At 66.2% G+C, this 20,113-nt stretch carries 19 protein-coding genes; 7 read left to right on the top strand and 12 right to left on the bottom strand.

The window, feature by feature from the left end; translation table 11 throughout:
* Positions 1-18: 18 nt before the first annotated feature.
* On the top strand, positions 19-2,406 hold the full coding sequence (locus AB7878_RS17345; RefSeq protein ID WP_369495552.1) for a 3-hydroxyacyl-CoA dehydrogenase/enoyl-CoA hydratase family protein: 2,388 nt from the start codon (positions 19-21) through the stop codon (positions 2,404-2,406).
* A 140-nt stretch (positions 2,407-2,546) separates the two neighbouring features.
* Positions 2,547-3,752, top strand: a complete 1,206-nt coding sequence (locus tag AB7878_RS17340; protein WP_369495551.1) for an acetyl-CoA C-acyltransferase — start codon at positions 2,547-2,549, stop codon at positions 3,750-3,752.
* Between the two features lie 101 nt (positions 3,753-3,853).
* On the opposite strand, the gene AB7878_RS17335 is transcribed toward AB7878_RS17340, so the two are convergent.
* The 12 genes from AB7878_RS17335 to AB7878_RS17280 form a co-directional block, all read right to left on the bottom strand.
* The gene (locus AB7878_RS17335) at positions 3,854-4,459 is read right to left on the bottom strand and encodes a hypothetical protein (protein ID WP_369495550.1); all 606 of its coding nucleotides are present in this window, start codon (positions 4,457-4,459) and stop codon (positions 3,854-3,856) included.
* 75 nt (positions 4,460-4,534) lie between these two features.
* Entirely contained in the window at positions 4,535-7,651 is a 3,117-nt protein-coding gene (locus AB7878_RS17330) for a type I restriction endonuclease subunit R (RefSeq protein WP_369495549.1), read from the bottom strand.
* Positions 7,648-8,097, bottom strand: a complete 450-nt coding sequence (locus AB7878_RS17325) for a DNA-binding protein (protein ID WP_369495548.1) — start codon at positions 8,095-8,097, stop codon at positions 7,648-7,650. Before AB7878_RS17325 ends, AB7878_RS17330 begins: the two co-directional genes overlap by 4 nt.
* On the bottom strand, positions 8,045-8,674 hold the full coding sequence (locus AB7878_RS17320; protein ID WP_369495547.1) for a nucleotidyltransferase domain-containing protein: 630 nt from the start codon (positions 8,672-8,674) through the stop codon (positions 8,045-8,047). The genes AB7878_RS17325 and AB7878_RS17320 overlap by 53 nt, the downstream gene beginning before the upstream one ends.
* 192 nt (positions 8,675-8,866) lie before the next feature.
* A complete protein-coding gene (locus AB7878_RS17315; RefSeq protein ID WP_369495546.1) occupies positions 8,867-9,142 on the bottom strand; it encodes a type II toxin-antitoxin system RelE/ParE family toxin in 276 nt (91 codons plus the stop codon).
* Positions 9,139-9,396: a hypothetical protein gene (locus AB7878_RS17310; protein WP_369495545.1), complete on the bottom strand. Its 258-nt coding sequence runs from the start codon at positions 9,394-9,396 to the stop codon at positions 9,139-9,141. Before AB7878_RS17310 ends, AB7878_RS17315 begins: the two co-directional genes overlap by 4 nt.
* 78 nt (positions 9,397-9,474) lie before the next feature.
* Positions 9,475-10,404 (bottom strand): DUF5655 domain-containing protein, encoded by a 930-nt coding sequence (locus tag AB7878_RS17305; protein ID WP_369495544.1) that lies wholly within the window; start codon positions 10,402-10,404, stop codon positions 9,475-9,477.
* Positions 10,405-10,417: 13 nt separating this feature from the next.
* The gene (locus AB7878_RS17300; RefSeq protein ID WP_369495543.1) at positions 10,418-11,839 is read right to left on the bottom strand and encodes a hypothetical protein; all 1,422 of its coding nucleotides are present in this window, start codon (positions 11,837-11,839) and stop codon (positions 10,418-10,420) included.
* Positions 11,836-13,131: a restriction endonuclease subunit S gene (locus AB7878_RS17295; protein ID WP_369495542.1), complete on the bottom strand. Its 1,296-nt coding sequence runs from the start codon at positions 13,129-13,131 to the stop codon at positions 11,836-11,838. The genes AB7878_RS17300 and AB7878_RS17295 overlap by 4 nt, the downstream gene beginning before the upstream one ends.
* A gap of 113 nt (positions 13,132-13,244) precedes the next feature.
* Positions 13,245-15,083, bottom strand: coding sequence for a type I restriction-modification system subunit M (locus AB7878_RS17290; protein WP_369495541.1), 1,839 nt, complete (start codon positions 15,081-15,083; stop codon positions 13,245-13,247).
* Positions 15,084-15,263: 180 nt separating this feature from the next.
* Positions 15,264-16,448 carry a hypothetical protein gene (locus tag AB7878_RS17285; RefSeq protein WP_369495540.1) on the bottom strand — a complete coding sequence of 395 codons (1,185 nt, stop codon included), beginning with the start codon at positions 16,446-16,448 and terminating at the stop codon, positions 15,264-15,266.
* Positions 16,449-16,526: 78 nt separating this feature from the next.
* Positions 16,527-16,790, bottom strand: a complete 264-nt coding sequence (locus AB7878_RS17280; RefSeq protein ID WP_369495539.1) for a DksA/TraR family C4-type zinc finger protein — start codon at positions 16,788-16,790, stop codon at positions 16,527-16,529.
* A 151-nt stretch (positions 16,791-16,941) separates the two neighbouring features.
* Here AB7878_RS17280 and AB7878_RS17275 point away from each other — a divergent pair, with 151 nt between their 5' ends.
* The 5 genes from AB7878_RS17275 (at position 16,942) to AB7878_RS17255 (ending at position 20,112) form a co-directional block, all read left to right on the top strand.
* Positions 16,942-17,523, top strand: a complete 582-nt coding sequence (locus AB7878_RS17275; protein WP_369495538.1) for a flavodoxin domain-containing protein — start codon at positions 16,942-16,944, stop codon at positions 17,521-17,523.
* A complete protein-coding gene (locus AB7878_RS17270; protein ID WP_369495537.1) occupies positions 17,520-18,002 on the top strand; it encodes a hypothetical protein in 483 nt (160 codons plus the stop codon). The genes AB7878_RS17275 and AB7878_RS17270 overlap by 4 nt, the downstream gene beginning before the upstream one ends.
* 84 nt (positions 18,003-18,086) lie before the next feature.
* A complete protein-coding gene (locus tag AB7878_RS17265; protein WP_369495536.1) occupies positions 18,087-18,788 on the top strand; it encodes a pirin family protein in 702 nt (233 codons plus the stop codon).
* A gap of 102 nt (positions 18,789-18,890) precedes the next feature.
* A complete protein-coding gene (locus tag AB7878_RS17260; RefSeq protein WP_369495535.1) occupies positions 18,891-19,679 on the top strand; it encodes a DUF899 domain-containing protein in 789 nt (262 codons plus the stop codon).
* Between the two features lie 76 nt (positions 19,680-19,755).
* The gene (locus AB7878_RS17255) at positions 19,756-20,112 is read left to right on the top strand and encodes a DUF1428 domain-containing protein (RefSeq protein WP_369495534.1); all 357 of its coding nucleotides are present in this window, start codon (positions 19,756-19,758) and stop codon (positions 20,110-20,112) included.
* The last annotated feature ends 1 nt before the right edge of the window (position 20,113 follow it).

The raw sequence follows: 20,113 nt of genomic DNA, 5'->3' as shown, positions 1-20,113 counted from the left end.
ATCAACCCGGAGAATCCAATGACCGCTCCATCCACCACCACCCCGACGCTGCGCATCCGCAAGGCCGCCGTGCTGGGCGCCGGCGTCATGGGCGCGCAGATCGCCGCGCACCTGACCAACGCCGGCGTCGAGACCGTGCTGTTCGACCTGCCCGCGAAGGAAGGCCCGAAGAGCGGCATCGCGCTCAAGGCCATCGCCAACCTGGCCAAACTGTCGCCCGCGCCGCTGGCCGACAAGGACCTCGCCAGCGCGATCATCCCGGCGAACTACGACGAGGACATGGACCACCTCAAGGACGTCGACCTGGTGATCGAGGCGATCGCCGAACGGATGGACTGGAAGCTGGACCTCTACAAGAAGATCGCCCCGCACGTCTCGCCCACCGCGGTGCTGGCCTCGAACACCTCGGGCCTGTCGATCAACGGCTTGGCCGAGGTATTGCCGGAAGAGATGCGCCACCGCTTCTGCGGCGTGCATTTCTTCAACCCGCCGCGCTACATGCATCTGGTCGAACTGATCCCGACCCGGCTCACCGATGCCAAGGTGGTCGAAGGCCTGGAAGCCTTCCTCGTCACCACCGTGGGCAAGGGCGTGGTGATCGCCCGCGACACGCCGAACTTCATCGGCAACCGCATCGGGGTGTTCTCGATGCTGGCCACCATGCACCACACCGAGCAGTTCGGCCTGGGCTTCGACGTGGTCGACGCGCTCACCGGTCCTGCCGTTGGCCGCCCCAAGAGCGCCACCTACCGCACCGCCGACGTGGTGGGCCTGGACACCATGGCGCACGTCATCAAGACCATGGCCGACACCTTGCCGAACGACCCTTGGCGCGAATACTTCAAGGCGCCGATCTGGCTGTCCGCCCTGATCGAGAAGGGCGCGCTGGGCCAGAAGAACGGTGCGGGTTTCTACCGCAAGGCCGGCAAGGACATCGTGGTGCTCGACGTGGCCAAGCAGGACTACCGCCCGTCCGAGCAGAAGGCCTCGGATGAAGTCGCCGCGATCCTCGCGATCAGGAACCCCGCCGAGAAGTTCGCCAAGCTGCGCGCGTCCAGCGACCCACAGGCGCAGTTCCTGTGGGCCACGTTCCGCGACCTGTTCCACTACACCGCCTATCATCTTGCTGATATCGCGGATACGGCGCGCGACGTGGACTTCGCGATCCGCTGGGGCTACGGCTGGAAGCTGGGCCCGTTCGAGACCTGGCAGGCCGCCGGCTGGCAACAGGTCGCGACATGGGTGCAGGAAGACATCGCCGCCGGCAAGGCCATGAGCAAGGCGCCGCTGCCCGCGTGGGTACTGGACGGCCGCAGCGGCGTGCACGGCAAGGCCGGTTCGTACTCGGCCAGCGCCAACGCCGACAAGCCGCGCTCCGCGCATCCGGTCTACGCGCGCCAGCTGTTCCCCGATCCCATCCTGGGCGAGCAGTTCGACCAGGGCAGCACCGTGTGGGAGAACGACGGCGTGCGCCTGTGGACGCTGGGCGACGACGGCGTGGGCATCATCTCGTTCAAGACCAAGATGCACACGGTCAACGACCAGGTGCTGGACGGCATCCAGCACGCGATCGGCATCGCCGAGGAAAAATTGAAGGCGGTCGTGATCTGGCAGACCGGCGAGCCGTTCTCCGCCGGCGCCGACCTCAAGGGTGCGCTGGGCCTGCTGCAGGCCGGCCGGTTCGACGACTTCGAGAAGATGGTCGCGAACTTCCAGCGCACCAGCATGCGCATCAAGCATTCGTTGGTGCCGGTAGTGGCCGCCGTGCGTGGCCTCGCCCTGGGCGGCGGCTGCGAATTCCAGATGCACTCCGCGCGCACCGTGGCCGCGCTGGAAAGCTACATCGGCCTGGTCGAGGCCGGCGTGGGCTTGCTGCCCGCCGGTGGCGGCCTGCACGAACTGGCCGTGCGCGCCGCGCACGCCAACCCGGCAGACCCGTTCGAGGCGCTGAAGAAGGTGTTCGAGACGGTGGCGATGGCCAAGGTCTCGCCTAGCGCGATCGAGGCGAAGAACATGGGCCTGCTGCGCGACAGCGACGTGGTGGTGTTCAACGCCTACGAGCTGCTCTACGTGGCGAAGAAGGTCGCGCTTTCGCTGGCCGAATCCGGCTGGCGCCCGCCGCTGTACCAGCGCGCCATCCCGGTCGCCGGCGACGTGGGCCGCGCCACCTTCCAGGCTTCGCTGGCGAATCTGCAGGCCGGCTACTTCGCCTCCGAGCACGACGTGGCGATCGCCACCCGCATCGCCGACACCTTGTGCGGCGGCAACATCGAACGCGGCTCGCTGGTGGACGAGGAATGGTTGCTGGCGCTGGAGCGCAAGCATTTCGTGGAACTGGCCAAGACCGAGAAGACCCAGGCGCGCATTGCACACACCATGACCACCGGCAAGCCGCTGCGCAACTGAACGCTCGTCGTCCCGGCGTAGGCCGGGACCCAGCGACTTTGGTTTACGTCAACGACACTGGATCCCTGCCTGCGCAGGGATGACGATCAAAAACTGAAGCGCGTCGCCGCTATCGAGCGCGACGCCACGGAGCAAGAGCCATGAGCAAGCAAATCCAAGACGCCTACATCGTCGCCGCCACCCGCACTCCGGTGGGCAAGGCGCCGCGCGGCGTGTTTCGCAACACCCGCCCGGACGACATGCTCGCCCACGTGATCCGCGCCGTGCTGGCGCAGGCGCCGGGCATCGATGCGCACGAGATCGCCGACGTCATCATCGGCTGCGCGATGCCCGAGGCCGAGCAAGGCATGAACGTGGCGCGCATCGGCCTGCTGCTGGCCGGCCTGCCCGACACCGTACCCGGCGTCACGGTCAACCGCTTCTGCTCGTCGGGCCTGCAGTCGGTGGCGATGGCCGCCGACCGCATCCGTCTGGGCGAGGCCGACCTCATGCTCGCCGGCGGCACCGAGAGCATGAGCATGGTGCCGATGATGGGCCACAAGATCGCGATGAACCCCGCGATCTTCAGCAACGAGCACATCGGCATCGCCTACGGCATGGGCATCACCGCCGAAAACGTGGCCAAGCAATGGAAGGTGAGCCGCGAGGCGCAGGACGCGTTCTCGGTAGAAAGCCACCGTCGCGCGCTGGCCGCCCAGGCCGCCGGCGAGTTCAAGGACGAGATCACCCCGTTCCAGCTCGATGACCGTTATCCCGACCTCGCCAGCCGCGGCATCAAGACCGACAGCCGCAGCATCGCCAACGACGAAGGCCCGCGCGCCGGCACCACACTGGAAGTGCTGGCCAAGCTCAAGACCGTGTTCCGCAACGGCCAGTTCGGCGGCAGCGTCACCGCCGGCAACTCCTCGCAGATGTCCGATGGCGCCGGCGCCGTGCTGCTCGCCAGCGAGGCCGCGCTGAAGAAGTACAACCTCACGCCGTTGGGGCGCTTCGTCGGCTTCTCGGTGGCCGGCGTCAAGCCCGAGATCATGGGCATCGGCCCCAGGGAAGCGATTCCCAAGGCGCTCAAGCAGACCGGCATCAGCCAGGACCAGCTCGACTGGATCGAGCTCAACGAAGCTTTCGCCGCACAGGCGCTGGCGGTGATCGGCGACCTCAAGCTCGACCCCGCCAAGGTCAACCCGCTGGGCGGCGCCATCGCGCTGGGCCACCCGCTGGGCGCCACCGGCGCCGTGCGCATCGCCACCCTGCTGCACGGCATGCGCCGCCGTAAGCAGAAGTACGGCATGGTGACCATGTGCATCGGTACCGGCATGGGTGCGGCGGGCGTGTTCGAGGCGCTGTGAGTTTTGCCGTCATGCCAGCGCAGGCTGGCATCCAGTGACTTCCGCCCGAAATACCGACGACGCCGCAGCAATGCGGCGCCGTCGTCGTTTGCAGCTTGCGCTCAGCCGCGATGCGCCTGCTGCGCCTCGAACGCCCGGCGCAGTTCGGGGTCGAGCACGTCCATCTGCCGCCGCGACTGCATCAGCGGCTGCTCGCCCATCGGCAGCTGGCAGTTGCGCGACAAGGTATCGGCGCCGGCCGAGGTGGTCGCGGTGACGTCCTGCAGGTTGACGGTGACGGCGAGCGTGTCGCCCAGCGGCTCCATCGCGACGCACAAGCGGTCGATCATCGCCATGCTGCGATAGCGGGCGCCGTCGACCAGCACCATCAGGTTGTGGCCGTCCACCCAAGCGCTGGAGCGCACGCCGGGCACCCTGGCAACGACGGCACGAGCCGATTCGTGTCCGACGGGGCGCGACGGATCGGCCACGCGCATCGAACGCAGCATGTCGTTGGACATGCCTTCAAGATGCCGCTGCACCACGCGCTGATTGCCGGTGACGGCCGCCGCCTCGATGGCGGCCATGTGCCGCGCGGTCGCCAGCGGACTCACCGGCTGGCCAGCCTGTGGCGGGCGAGGTTCGTGCGCGGCGGTTTCCCTGGACGGGTCGCTGCAGCCTGCGGCAGCGATACAAGTCACGACGGCGGCAATCAGCCAGCGCTGCATGGTCATCCCTTTCCCCCGAAAGTGTGGGTCGCAAGATAACCCGCCGAATGTGCGATGACGAACCCGAACCGGCGCTCAGGGTACAGCCGGGCGATCCTCCGCACGCGCGCGCAACGATTCGTAGAGCTGCCCGGGCCCGAGCAGGATGTCCTTGAGCCCGTCGCGCACCCGTTCGGAACCCAGCGCCTGGCTGCTCATCGCCGAGTGCGCTTCCAGCGCGTCCATGATCGCGTGCAGCAGCGCATCGCGCAGGTCGGGCGAATTGGCGAACTGCTCCTTGCTGTTGCTGCCAGCCTGCTGCACCAGGGTTTCGTTCTCCAGCAGCTTGCCCTTGAGCACGCCGTTCACGTAGACGAGCTGGTCGCCATCGCTGAGCTGCCCCTCGAACAGGCCGTTGACCCGCTCGATGATCTCGGTGAGATAGGCCTTCTCCTTTTCCTGCACCGAACCACTCCCCACGGCATCCAGCGGCGGCAGCTTGTAGTCGCCCTTGCCGTCGTCGTGCAGGTTCATCGGCTGGCGTCCAGCGTTGCGCAAGGTGTGATGGGTAAGCACCACTTTCGACAGATCCACCGTCTCGCGCTCGCGGCCGAACTCCAGGAGCGGGATCAGCCGCTTGTAGAAGATGAAACGCTTCTCGATGTCGGTGTTGCCGTAGTCGAACATCTGCGACAGGAAGGCGTACAGGCGCACGTAGGCGCCCATATCACCCTTGAACAGCTGCAGCGCGTCCATCACGTCCTTCTGTCCCTGGGCGACCGCATCGTCGCCTCCTTCCAGCGCCGCGGCACGCGCCAGTTGCGCGGCGCGGTAACGCTTCAGCAGGCGGTCGGCCACCGGCGCCATCGCCGCGCTGAGCTGCGCCTGCGTGGCACGCGGATCGGTCTCGATCTTCGCCACGCGTTCCACCTCGAAATCGTCGTAGTGACCGCTGGCGTCGAGCTTGGCGCGCAGGTCGAACACCAGGTGCGGGTCGGTGGCGGCTTCCAGCTCGGCGGTGGCGTAGTAGGTCCTGAACGCCTTGAGTATCTCCACCGCCTCGTTGACGAAGTCCAGGATGTAGGTGGTGTCCTTGCCCGGGTATGCACGGTTGAGCCGCGACAGCGTCTGCACCGCCTGGATGCCGCCGAGCAGCTTGTCCACGTACATGCCGCACAGCAGCGGCTGGTCGAAACCGGTCTGGAACTTGTTGGCTACCAGCAGCAGGTGGTACTCCGGCTGGGCGAAGGCATCACGGATGTCGCGGCCCTTGAGCCCGGGATTGAGGTCCGCACTGGTCTCGGTCATCGGCGCGGGGAAGCTCTCCGGGTCGCTCACCTCGCCCGAGAACGCCACCAGCACGCCGAGCGGATAGTGCTGCCGCGCGATGTACTCGCGTATCGCCTTCTGCCAGCGCACCGCCTCCTTGCGGCTGCCGACCACCACCATCGCCTTGGCCTTGCCATCCAGCAGCGGCTGCACGTGCTCGCGGTAATGCTCCACCACGATCTGCACCTTGGCCACGATGTTGTACGGGTGCAGGCGCACCCACTGCATGATCCCCTTCATCGCCGCGCTGCGTTCGACCTCGGCCTGGTCGACCTCCCGGCCTTCGTGGGCCAGCTTGAACGCCAGCTGGTACGGCGTGTAGTTGCGCAGCACGTCGAGGATGAAGCCCTCCTCGATCGCCTGGCGCATCGAATACACGTGGAACGGCTGCGGCAGGCCATCCGGCCCCGGCCGGCCGAACAGCTCCAGCGTCTTGGCCTTCGGCGTGGCGGTGAAGGCCACGTAGGTCAGGCCCTGCTGGCCGCCGGCGCGGGCCGCCATGTTCGCGGCCATCAGCGTCTCGGTGTCCACCTCGCCGCCGTCCTGCAGCTCGGCCCACTCCTCGGCGCTCAGCAACTGCTTGAGCTTGGCCGCCGCCTCGCCGGTCTGCGAGCTGTGCGCCTCGTCGGCGATCACCGCGAAACGCTTGCCTTCGGTGGCCGCCAGTTTCTGCACTTCCTCCAGCGCGAACGGAAAGGTCTGGATGGTGCAGACGATGATCTTCTTGCCGTCCTTCAGCGCCTGTCCCAGTTGCGCGCTCTTGCTGCCGCGCTCGCTGGTGATGGTCTCCACCACGCCGGCGGTGCGCTCGAAATCGAAGATCGCCTCCTGCAGCTGCGCGTCGAGCACGTTGCGGTCGGACACCACCAGCACGCTGTCGAACAGCTTGGCATGCGTCGCATCGTGCAGGTCGGCGAGGAAATGCGCGGCCCAGGCGATGGAATTGGTCTTGCCCGAACCGGCCGAATGCTGGATGAGATACCGCTGCCCCGCCCCGTTCGCGCGCACGTCGGCCACCAGCCGGCGCGTGACGTCGAGCTGGTGGTAGCGCGGAAAGATCACGCCGGTGAGCTGCTTCTTGTCGTCGCGCTTGCCGATCAGGTAGCGGCCCAGGATCTCCAGCCAGCTGTCGCGCGCCCACACCTGCTCCCACAGGTAGGCGGTGGCGAAACCATCCGGGTTGGGCGGATTGCCCGCGCCGCCGTCGTGGCCCAGGTTGAACGGCAGGAAGCGCGTGACCGCGCCCTGCAGCCGGGTCGTCATCATCACCTCGGTCTGGCTCGCCGCGAAATGCACCAGCGCGCCGCCGGGGAAAGCCAGCAGCGGCTCGGCCACGCCACCCTTGGGATGCGGGTGACGGTCGTAGCGGTACTGGTCCACCGCATCGCCCACGCTCTGCGTGAAATCCGATTTCAGTTCCGCCGTCGCCACCGCGATGCCGTTGACGAACAGCACCAGGTCCAGCGCATCGTTCGGGTGGTTCGGTGAGTGCTTCACCTGCCGCACCACGCGCAGCCGGTTGGCGGCGTAGCGCTGCTCCAGTGCCGGGTTCATCGCCAGTGCGGGCCGGAACTGCACCAGCGCCAGCGGCATCTTCAGCCCGATCATCTCCACACCCCGGCGCAGCACCTCCAGCGTGCCGCGTTCGTCCAGGCTCTTGCGCACGCGCTCGGCGAGGCGCTCCGCCGTGGCGAGGCCGTGCGTGCGGTTCAGGCGTTCCCAGCTGTCCGGCTGGGTCGCCTCGATCCAGGCCAGCAGGTCGGGCAGGTACAGCGCATGCGTGCGGTCGTAGTGTTGCGCGTCGCCTTCGGCGTAGAGCCAGCCGTGGGCGGCGAGGTGGTCGCAGATCTCGCGCTCGAAATTCACTTCACGGTGCAGGTTCATGCCTCACCCAGGAGTCGGGAGTGGTGCGCGCGCAGCCATTGTTCGGTATGCGCCAGCAATTTGCCGGCCTCGTCCAGGCAGGAGGCCAGCGCGGCGCCCGAGATCGGATCGCCCTCGTAGTCGCTCAGGTTGCGCTGCTTGCGCAGAGCGTCGAGCACGATCACCGTCGCCAGCGGCACGCCCATGGTCAGCGTGAGGCACTGGATCGCGGTCTGGTGGTGGCCCGGCTGGCTGGTCGCGGTGCGGTAGCCGCTGGCCCACAGGCCCAGCATCGCGCACTGCATCACGCACTTGTAGGCGGCATCGAAGCGATTGTCGGTGCTGATCTCGGCAACACGCGCATCGGCCAGGTTGCGCCGTGCGGCCTCCAGCAGCTTGTGGATCCCAGTCGCGTCAGGCGCGTGCGCCAGCAGCCGCCGGATCGCCAGCAAGTTCTGCAAGGTCATCCCTGTCTCCCCTCAGGAACACATTCGGGTGCTGGAAGAACTGGCGAACGAACGCCTCGCCCTCCTGCGCCCGTCGTCGAAACTCCGCCGGCGTGTACAGCACCGGATTGATCTCACGTTGCAACACCTGCTGCACCGGATACAGCGCCTGCACCAGTTCGCCGAAACCCACCTCGCCCACCACCAGCAGGTCGACGTCGCTGCCGGCCACCTGCGTGCCGCGCGCCATCGAGCCGAACACCAGCGCCACGCGCACCTGCCCGGCCAGCGGCGCCAGCGCCTCGCGCAGCAGCGGCACCATGCCATGCGTCTTGCGGAACATGCCCGCCAGTTCGGGGAACAGCGGGCAATGCACATTGGCCTGGTAGCGCACCTGGTTGCCCAGCTCGCTGCGCGACACCAGCCCCACCTCCGCCAGCTTGTCCAGCTCGCGGCCCAGCGTGCCGGCATGACTGCCGGTCAGCCGCGCCAGTTCACGCAGATGCAGGGCGACTTCCGGCTCCAGCAACAGCTGCGCCAGCACCCGTCGCCGGGTGGCGGAGAACAGCAGGTCCATCAGGGCGGAGGTGTTGCTCATTGGGCAACGAATGTAGCCATAAAGGCAACACTCGGCAAGCGCTGCTGGCTGGCGGCAAAGATGCCAAGCGGGTCCGCTGCTGGCGCATGGAAACCCGAAACCGCTTTCCGCTCGTCATTCCCGCGAAGGCGGGAGGAGCTTCACAACAGCGAAGCTGGTCATCCATCTTGATCCGGCTGAGGAGTGCGCCGGTCAATACACGGCGTCGTGGTCACCCACGTTGATCGGCACGATCTGCTGATCGCGTATCACCAGTTCCAGCGTGATGCGATACGACAGATTGATCGACACCGAGTGCAGCCCGCTCAGCTTGCCGGCCAGCGCATGCAGCCGCAGCGACGGATGATGCGGGTTGGCCTGCAACAGCAACAATGTCTTGCGGTACTGCTCGCGTACCTGCGGATGGCGCTTGAGGAAGCGCGCCGCGCGGCGGTTGTACTGGTCGGTGAAGACCAGCACATAGCTCACGACAGCTTGGCCAAACGCTTCATGTGCGCGTCGACCGACTCCTTCACGAAGCGGCCGGCGGCGATATCGGTCTGGCTCTCAGCCAAGGCGGCGGTCAGCTCGCACTCGCGCAGGTAGTGGTAGTGCTCGATGTCCATCACAACGAAGCGATCCTTGCCGCGCACCGATACCATCGCCTCGGGCGCGTCGGCCAGCGCCTCGGCGATGGCAGAGATGCCCTGGGTCTTCAATTCGTTGGCGCTGATCGAACTCATGGCTGCGTTCCGGCAAGAACCTGTAGTGTGGTAAAGCGTATCACCAATCGTGTTGTTAAGAGCATTGTCAACCGCGCTTCAACCCTCACCATAGCTCCGCTCCAGCAACGGCAAGGCATGTTGCAAGTCGGCCAGGTTGCGCAGGCAGAGTTCGAGGTCGCCCGTGCCCCAGGTGCCGATGTTGCGCACGTCGCGACTGAAGCCGGCTTCCAGGGCCACCGTATCGGGGTCCAGCTTGAGCATCACCAGCAGCTTGTCCTTGTACGGGATCACGCAGGCGAAGTTCTTCAGCCGGCGGAACGCGACGTACAGTTTCAGGTGCTTTTCCTGCACGTCCTCGCCCAGCGCCAGCAACTGGCTGGACAGCGCCTCGTACAGGGCGCGGATTTCCGGTTGCGCGTGTTCCAGTTGTTCCGCGGCGGTCTTGTCCTTGCCCACCACCTTTGGCTTTGCCGGCGTGATATCCGCAGCCGCCTGGTCCTTGGCCGTGGTGGCGTCGTCCACGCTCACCGCATTGACCAGATCGAGCAGCAGCAAGTCATCGCCGAACAGCTTGTAGCGGATCAGTTCGATATTGCGCGGTATCTGTTGCACGGCGTACTGGTCGTAGCGGGTGAAATCGGCCGCGATGCATAGCAGCCGGGTGCCGGTCCAGTCGATGTCGCTGGCCACGTCCTTGCCCAGCTTTTCCATCACAAGCCACTGGAATTCGGCGCGGTGATCCAGCAGCCAGTCCAGGTAGAACAGGCCCTGGCTCATCACGTTTTCGTTGCTGTGGCGCTTGTACTCAATGATCACCGGGCAACCGTTCTCGTCCAGCCCCAGCGAATCAATGCGGCCGCGATGCGTCTTGCCGGTGGCGTATTCGCTGGCAAGAAAACGCACGCCGAGGAAGGTCGGCATCTGTGCCTCGATCAGGGACTGCAGTTGCTTCTCGACTGATGCGGCACGGCTGGACAGTTCCGTCGCGCCGTTGGCGGTCAGACGGAATAGCTGGATATCGCTCATGAATCTTCCCTCATCACTCGTCTCCATCTTCACAGGCGATCTGCAGGTATTCGATCGGTAACGCGAACTCGGATCTCAGACGCGACAGGAACTCGGTAGTGATTTCATCGAGCGGCGCATCGGATACGACATATAGAGATACGGGCTGCAGTCCACCACGGCGATAGGCGTATTCAAGCAGCTGCCCCATAGCCTGACGCACAGCATCGGCGGCGGTCGCGGCCGGCTTGATCTCGTACAACTCGAAACTCCCATCGGGCAGGCGCACCAAGGCATCCGCGCGGCCACCGGTTCCTGTCGGCCGCTCGGTGCCCACGGCGTCATCGCCATGACGGGCGCACAGAAGTTCGAATAAACGATCCTGGATGACATTGTGCCGGTAGCCGATTTCCCGTACCGACGCAAAGCCTCGCGCCTCGCCCATTGCCGGCTTTGGCGTATGCCCAGGCCGGAAGGGAACCTTCCCGCTCGCATCTCGCAGTTGCTCGAATACGAACCACGGGAACATGTTGCGCCGTTCGAGATCGTCGCCGAAGACACTGCATCGTGTGAGATGGTCCGACAACGCGGCCGCCTTCGTGGCCCAGCCACCTTCCGGTGCGACAAAGCCTGAGTGCTCCTCGAACCATGGAATGATCCGCTCTTGCTTAGATGCATCGACGGTGGTGTGGTATCGCATCGGATGAATCGCAGCGAATGCACGCGCCACCAGCAACCTCGGCACACTGGCCAGTTCGCCCAGCACGCGCCACTGCTCGAATCGATCGATGATCGCGTCGAAAGCGGCAGGGCTGCCATCGGCAGCGATGTCACTGATCACTTCGATCAACCTGCCACGCAACCGGTCGGCAATCTCGAACCCCATGACACCCTGCCCGGCATTGCTCACCGCGTTGTCACGGGATTTCCAAACCAGATCGAACAGGTCTTCGGGTGCTTTCCGGGACAACACCTCGCGCACATGCGCCAAGGTTTCCGAGTATCTCGGCAACCACTGCATGAACTGAGAATTGCCGGGCGCCATGAACCCGTCGAGAAAGCGTCGTGCTTCAACATCGAACGCTGCTTGAGGAGCATTGGTCACATCGGTAACCGCAACATGCCCTGTCGCACGCAACCCGGCAAGAAATTGCTCCAGACGAGGCGATATGGTGATCCGATCGACTCTGTCGAATGTGATCGTGGTGCGGCGACCGTTGCTTGGTCGATTTCCGGTAAGTGCAAGCCCCGCCTCTCCTCGGGCTAAGCGTTCAAGAAATTTCGAAACGAGCACATAGCCGCGATGAGGCTCATGGCGTTCCTTGTGCGAGTAGAAAATGAGCAGTCCATCCCTGACATCCACACGGGGGTGAACCACCTCCTCGGGCGACTCCACCGTGCGATAGGCAATATCTGGTATTGCTCCATCGACCACGAAATCCTCAATGCGCATCATGCTACTTGTGCCTCCATGGGTCCGCGCACGTCGATCTTGCCGGTGACGGCGGCGGCGATCAGGGCGCTGCGGCGTTCTTTGAGCAGATTGATGGCGTGTTGCGCAGCTTCCTGAAGCTCATGCAGGCGCGAGGTTTCGTTTTCGACAAATCGCAAAATGGCCTCCTGCTCTTCAGCCGGTGGAAGCAGCACCGGCAATTCCATGATGTTGGTGGATGAAATCGATGCGAGATTGGTGCTCTGCTTCGAGCGGCCCATGAAGTAGAACTGGGCGTACTGCGAGCTGGTGACCTGATTGAGCCATTGCGGGCTCACACCGTGCGGGCGAACAGCAAAGACATGGTTCTGGTGGATACAGCCATCGATCTCGCCGTTCCACAGCGCGCCGCGCCCCAGCTTGTCGAAGTCACCGCCTTCGTTCATCAGAACGTCGCCGCGCTGAAGCCGATAGCGCTCAAGCTGATCAGGCTCGATGTCGATGGTCGCGATTTCAACCAGTGCAAGATGCCCGTCCTGGACGTTGGCGACTCGCAGGTACGGGACGTTAATGGTGTCTTTTCCGGTGGTGTCCTTGCCCTTCGCGATCCCGGTTTGTACGGACGCGATGAACTTCAACCGCGTGACCTCCCAATGCGCCGGCACCTCGCCCAGCCAAGGAATGCCGGAGTCCCTGATCGGAGCATTAGGGTTGAGGCCGCGGGTGACGGCGTGGGAGATGGTGGCCTGGCGCTTTTCGGCCAGCAGCGCCAGCAGCTTTTCCTGCTCGGCAATCAGCGCATCGATCTTGCCGGTCTCGCGGTCGAGGAAGGTTAGGATCTCCAACTGTTCGGCCATCGGAGGAACGCCCACCCCGATCACCTTCAAGATATCCCAGTTGATCGCAGCACGGTGCTCCAAGATGCCGTTGCCGAACGACTGCGCATACGTTTGGAAGGCTTTGTTCTCAAAGACCCGTAGTGCAAAACGCGACTCAATTCTGTCGAGGCGTGGCCTCAACACGATGTAGACGGGGCTACAAACGCCATCCAATGCTGACAAGCCATAGGAGCCGATGCCGTAGTTCATGCTGTTGATGACCAAATCACCCTTCGCGACCAATTTGCATTTGCTCAGATCTTCGGGCTTCTTATTTCCAACATCCCCCTTCTCCTCGTAAGGAATGATGCCGACATTAGCCATAAGTGACAGATACCGTTGGTCAGCTTCAGCTTCATTTTTTTCGTTCTTCTCTTCAACTACAGCGCGGCACGGCAAAACGCCCCAATGTGCCGGCACTTTGTCCAGCCACTCCACCCCACTATCCTTGTACTCCGCATACCTCGGCAAACTACTCGGGCTTTCCCTGCCCTCGCCCCTGCCGGGGCCAGCCGCGAGGCGGCTGTTCAAATTTGTTCCAGACAAATTTGTCATTCCGCCAACTCCCCCAGCATCGCCATGATCCGCGCCGACACGCCCTTCAGTTCCTCATCGATCTCGTGCAAATCCCGCGGTGGCTCGAACACGTAGAAGTGGCGGTTGAACGGGATCTCGTAGCCGACCTTGCTCTTGGCTTCGTCGATCCAGGCGTCGGGCGCGTGCGGCAGCACTTCGCGCTTGAAGTAGGCGGTGATGTCCTCGCCCAGCGGCACGTTCTCGGTGTCGCGCAGGCTGCTGTCGGCTTGCGGCTGGCCTTTCTGCTTGCCCTTCTGGCCTAGGACGATCTGGCCGGCTTCGTCGCGCAGCGGGCGCTCCACGGTGATGGTGGTGTAGCCGAATTCCTCGTTGTGGAAGATGCGTGCGAGCGGTGCCACCTTCGTCTTGCCGCTGGCGGGAGGTTCGGGCGCGAATTCGGCGGCGGCGACGATGCGGCGTTCCAGCTCCCTACCCTCGGCGTCGAACACGGTGGCGAGTTCGGCTTCGGCGAAGTCGCCGAACAGTTTCGTCACCGCCGCGATGTGTTCGTCGCCCATCTCCTTGCGCTTGCTGCCCAGGCTCTTGCGCATCTTCTGCCAGAAGCTGCCGGCGTCGATCAGCTGCACGAAGCCCTTGCGCTCGTCCGGCTTCTTGTTGGAGACCACCCACACGTAGGTGGCGATGCCGGTGTTGTAGAACATGTCGGTGGGCAGGGCCACGATGGCTTCCACCAGGTCGTTTTCCAGGAGATACCGACGGATTTCGCTTTCGCCGCTGCCGGCGCCGCCGGTGAACAGCGGCGAGCCGTTGAGCACGATGCCGAAGCGGCTGCCGCCGTCCACGGCGGGGCGCATCTTGGCGACGAGGTGCAGCAGGAACAGCATGGAGCCGTCGGAGACGCGCGGCAGGCCGGGGCCGAAGCGGCCGTCGAAGCCTTTCTCCTCGTGCTCCTTGCGCACGGTCTTCTCGACCTTCTTCCACTCCACGCCGAACGGCGGGTTGGACAGCATGTAGTCGAACCTGCGCTGCGCGTGGCCGTCGTCGCTGAGCGTGTTGCCGGCGACGATGTTGGCCACGTCCTGGCCGCGGATCAGCATGTCGGCCTTGCAGATGGCGTAGGACTCGTCGTTCAACTCCTGCCCGTACAGGGTAAGCCGCGCCTGCGGGTTGTGCTGGTGCAGGAACTCGGCGGCCACCGAGAGCATGCCGCCGGTGCCGGCCGTCGGGTCATAGATGGTGCGCACCACGGGGCTGCCCGGCGCCAGCACCTCGTCGTCCTCGATGAAGATCAGGTTGACCATCAGCCGGATCACTTCGCGCGGGGTGAAGTGCTCGCCGGCGGTTTCGTTGGAGAGCTCGGCGAACTTGCGGATCAGCTCCTCGAACACCAGGCCCATCTGCACGTTGTCCACGCGCTCCGGGTGCAGGTCCACGTTGGCGAACTTCTCGGCCACCAGGTACAGCAGGTCGGCCTTGGCGAGGCGGTTGACCTGGGCGTGGAAGTCGAAGCGCTCGAAGATCTCGCGCACCTCGGGCGAAAAGCCTTGCACGTAGCCGTAGAGGTTGGCCTCGATGTGGTCCTGGTCGCCCATCAGGGTGGGCAGGTCCAGCGCGCTGGCGTTGTAGAACTTCAGGCCCGAGGCGCGGCGCAGGAACGGATCGGGATCGAGCCCGGCGGCCTCGCGCTTCGCCTTCTCCGCCAGCACCCTGGCCTTGCTCGGCGCCAGCACGCAATCCAGCCGGCGCAGCACGGTGAACGGCAGGATCACCCGACCGTATTCGGATTGCTTGTAGTCGCCGCGCAGCAGGTCGGCGACGGACCAGATGAGGGCGGAGAGGGAGGTCTGGTTCAAGCGGGGTTCCTTCGGTGGCAGGCATGCGCCGACGCACCGGCGGCGCGGCGCATGAAGTCGACGCAGCCTCGGATGATGCCATGCACCGGCGCGGCCCGCGCCAGTATTAAGGTGCGCCGTCGCAATGGACGCGACGCGACGTGCGCGGCCCACGCCGCCCGGGTCAACCGGGAGGCGATATCACTGGTGCCGCAGCTTGCCCGTGATCCGCTTCCAGAACGACGGTTTGGCCTGCTCGGCAGGCGCCTTCGGCGGCACGTAGCCCGGCTGCAATGCTTGGCAATCCGCGAAGAACGGTTGCGTGAGTTTTTCTGCCGATGACGGTGCGAGCCAGAAGCCCAGCCGCACCGGGCTGCCGGTGATCTCGATCCAGGCGGCCAGCGAGCCGGCGTGCAGGATGTTCTCGAGTTGCGCGAACGGCATACGGCGCTCCAACACCAGCGCGTCACCGTCGGCCTGCGGGCGCTTGCCCAGCCGCGGTTGCCAGGCCTGCCCGCCGATCTCGAAGTAGGCGTACATCGCGCGCGCGGCCAGGTTCGGGGCGCGTTCGCTGCCCACGGTGTAGCGGGCGCCCAGGGTGACCTCGCCGGGCGCGCATTGCAGGGTGACCTGGCTTTCGTGGCCGCGCACGGTCTGCGAGAGCACCAGGGTGGGGGCGTCGCCGGGCGTCTTCTGGTAGGACGCCGCCAGCGGCAGGCGGCCGTTGTTCGCCACCTGCGCGGGCAGCAGTTTTTCCGTGTTCCACCAGGCGATGCCGTTCACGACCAGGCCGCTGACCTGGTCGACCTGCTCCGGGCGCACGTCCATAGCGGTGATGTAATCGCGCAGATCGGCCGGCGACGGCGCGCCGGGCGCGGCGGCATCGCGGTTCGGCAACAGATTCTCGTGCAGGCCGATGCGGTCGGTGCCGCTGGGCGACCAGCGGTACAGGCCGCCCAGCCAGGCGTAGGCGCAGGCATCCAGGCAGGTGGCCGGGCGCGCCGGCGGCCCCGCCGTGCGCCAGCTTCCGGTGCGCCAGGTGCCCAGATGCGTGCTGAAGCGCGCGGCGCGGAACAGCTTGCCTAGCGCCATGCCCGCGGCGGCATCGCCGGCGGACGAGTCGAGGTAGATGTCCGTGCCCGGCGGCACCTTGCCCGACTGCAGCAGCTGCCGCACCTGCTCCACTGCGGCGGCGTCGATGGTGCCGGCCAGGTAAAGCTGCGGCGCCTTGGCCATGCGCAGCGTGATGCTGTCGCTGCGCAGGTGCACGGTGAGCGGACCGTCGAAACCGGGCGACGATTTCGCCATCGCCGGCATCGCCAGCACGCAGCCTGCCGCGGCCAGCAACATCGCGCCGCGGGAAAGAAGGAAATCGGGCAAGATCACGCGCCTCGTGGGGAGCCAAGCATCGAAGTGTCGCGCACTCGCGCTGGGCCTTGCATGAATGCGCGCAAGCGCGGGCGTTCAGCGCAGCTGGCTGTCCTTGCTGCCGCGGCGGTTGTAGAGGTTGGCCGCGCGTTCGGCGTCCTGCGCCTCCTGGCAGGCCACGCACAGCCGCACGCCGGGCACGGCCTTGCGGCGCGCCTCGGGAATCGGCGCGTCGCATTCCTCGCAGCGGGCGAGGCTTGGCCCCCGCTTCAACTGGCTGCGGGCGCGCTGCACCGCGTCTGCAACGGTGGCATCGATCTGGTCCTGCACGGCGCCGTCGCCGGCCCATCCGGTAGCCATGGGAACCTCCACGCGCTATGGCTGACACCGGAATATGCGGCCGCATGGCCGGGATTTCCAGCACGGCGACGCTTGACCCACATCAGCGCGCTGCGGACGCCGACAGCTAGGATGCATCGCAGGCAGCAGGAGCGGCGCAGGCGTCATGGGCATGTTTCGACTCGGGTGGTGGCAGGAACTGATTGGCGAACCAGCCGGCAACCACGAGGCACTGCCGGTCGAACCCGTCGCCGGGATGCGCTTCGCGCCGGGCCCGGTGCTGATCGCCTGCGCCTCACAGACCGGCGTGGCCGAGGATCTGGCCGAAGCCACCCGCGAGCAGTTGCGCGCCGCGGGCATCACGTCGCAGGTGGCGGATTTCGAGGCACTGGACCGGTCGATATTGGAAACCGCCAGCCAGGCGCTGTTCCTCGCCAGCACCACGTATGACGGCGATCCGCCGGACATGGCCGCAACGTTCAGCCGCACGACGATGGCGCAAACCGCGTCGCTCGCGCACTTGCGCTACGGCTTGCTGGCACTCGGCGACCGCGGCTACGACGACTTCTGCGGCTTCGGCCGGGCGCTCGACGCATGGCTGCAAGCCAGCGGTGCACAGGCATGGTTTCCGCGCATCGAAGTGGACGACGAGGACGCCGCCGCGCTGGAACGCTGGCATGCGCAGGTCGCGGCGCTGGCCGCTCCCGTTGCGGCACAGCGCGACCACCCGTTGCAGACGGAAAGACCCGCATGAACACCCCACTCCCATCCGATCTGCGCACACGCCTGGGCGCGGCGCGGCCGTTCCTGCTCACGGCCCTGGTCGCGTTGCTGATCGCCGGCTTCGTGGCGGCAGCGGTGGCGCACGCGCCGACCCGCCCGCTGGTGTGGATGGTGGCCTACCTGGTGCTGGTGGCCGGCGTGGCGCAAGGCGTGCTGGGGCTGGGCCAGGCCCTGCTGCCGGTGCAACTGCCCACGACACGCTGGTGCACCGCCGAATGGCTGCTGTTCAACGGCGGCAACGCAGGCGTGATCGCCGGCACCTTGCTGGCCGCACCCGCGCTGGTCGCCGTCGGCACGGCGCTGTTCGTGGCCGCGCTTCTGGCCTTCCTGCTCGGCGTGCGCGGCGCAGGCAGGGGCTGGCTGTTGCATGCGTTCCGCGCCGTGCTGGCGGTGACCTGCCTCGGCGCCTGCGTGGGGCTGGCGCTGTCGTTCGCCCGGGTGGCCGCATAAGGAAACAATCCGTTCGCTGCGCGCCGGTTCCCCCGCAGCGCGTTCGCCCGCATGCTGTGCGCATTCACCCATGAGGGCATTTCCATGATCGAACGCAGGCCTTTCGACCGCCTCGGCGGCGCCGACCACGGCTGGCTGAAGGCGAAACACCACTTCGCATTCGGCGGCTACCACGAGCCGTCGCGCATGGGCTGGGGCGCGCTGCGCGTGTGGAACGACGACACCATCGCGCCGCACACCGGCTTCCCGCCGCATCCGCACGCGGACATGGAGATCATCACCTACGTGCGCGAGGGCGCGATCAGCCACCAGGACAGCCTCGGCAACAAGGGCCGCACGGTGGCCGGCGACGTGCAGGTGATGAGCGCGGGCAGCGGCATCACCCACGCCGAATACAACCTGGACGACGAGACCACGCGCATCTTCCAGATCTGGATCATCCCCGACGCGCACGGCCAGCCGCCGTCCTGGGGCACCCGGCCCTTCCCGAAGGGCGAGCGCGCCGGGCGTTTCGTGGCACTGGCCAGCGGCATGCCCGGCGACGACGAGGCCCTGCCCCTGCGCACCGACGCCCGCGTGCTGGGCGCCACGCTGAAGGCCGGCGAGAGCGCGGACTACGCGATGGCGCCGGGCCGTTACGGCTACCTCGTGCCGGCGCGCGGCAAGGTGGAACTGAATGGCGTGCCGCTGGACGCATGCGATGGCGCGGCGATCCGCGACGAGCGCAGCCTGCGCGTCACCGCGCTGGAGGATGCCGAGCTGGTGCTGGTGGACGTGGCCGCCTGAACCTTCACCCGGTTGCCGTGAGGCAGCCGGCGATCACGGGGCATGTCGATTTCGGCCCGCTTCGCTCGTCGTCTTCAGGAACCCCAAGCCTGGAGACGCACGATGCCGACACTCCCCGCCATTGCCAGCCGCGACACCTGGCTGGCCGCCCGCAAGGACCTGCTCGCCGCCGAGAAGGCCGCCACCCGCATGCTGGACCAGCTGAACGCGCAGCGCCGCGCGCTGCCCATGGTGCCGGTAGAGAAGCCCTACCTGTTCGACACGCCGGATGGCGAGGCCACCCTGCTCGGCCTGTTCGAGGGGCGGCGCCAGCTGATCGTCTACCACTTCATGTTCCACCGCGACCGCGGCGAGGGTTGCCCCGGCTGCTCCTTCCTGGTGGACAACCTCGGCCACCTCGCCCACCTGCATGCGCGCGACACCACGCTGGCGCTGGTCTCGCGCGCGCCGCTGGCGGAGCTCGAACGCTACAAGGCCCGCATGGGCTGGACGCTGCCGTGGTATTCGTCGTGGGGCAGCGACTTCAACTACGACTTCCACGTCAGCCAGGACGAAGCGGTGGCGCCGGTGGAATACAACTACCGCGACCAGGCCGAGATGCTCGCGCGCGGCGAACACGGCAACCTCGCGGGCGAACTGCCCGGCATCAGCGTGTTCCTCCGCGACGGCGAGCGCGTGTTCCACAGCTATTCCAGCTATGCCCGCGGACTGGACACGCTGCTCACCACCTACCACTACCTCGACCTCACCCCGTTCGGGCGCGGCGAGGGCTGGGGCGGCATGCCCGACCTCGACGGCAAGGGCATGCACTGGCAGCGCCTGCACGACCGCTATGACGAGACGCCCGTACCCGTCCCGGCGACCGCTTCCTGCTGCGGAGATACGCCTTGAACGCCCCCGCTTCGGCCGCTGCGCCGCCGACGGCCGCATCGCGCGAATCGCTTCCATCCCGACCCGTGGAGGAGTCATGAACTACGTCGATGGTTTCGTGTTGCCCGTGCCGAAGGCAAACCTCGCCGCCTACCGGCGCTTCGCACGCAAGATGGGCAACATCTGGAAGGAACACGGCGCGCTCGAGATCGTCGAGTGCGTCGCCGACGACGTGAAGCCCGGCAAACTCACCTCGTTCCCGCAGAGCGTGAAGCTGAAGCCCGACGAGGTGGTGGTGTTCTCGTGGGTCAGCTACCGCTCGCGCAGCCACCGCGACCGCGTGGTGGCCAAGGTGCTGGCTGACCCGCGCATGTCCGGCATGTCGCCGGCGTCGATGCCGTTCGACGGCAAGCGGATGATCTTCGGCGGTTTCAAGCCGATGCTGAAACTCTGAG

Source organism: Rhodanobacter humi (assembly GCF_041107455.1).
Classification (GTDB): Bacteria; Pseudomonadota; Gammaproteobacteria; order Xanthomonadales; family Rhodanobacteraceae; genus Rhodanobacter_A.
The sequence above is the reverse complement of the archived record's forward strand: the minus strand, read 5'-3'. Positions and strand labels throughout refer to the sequence as shown.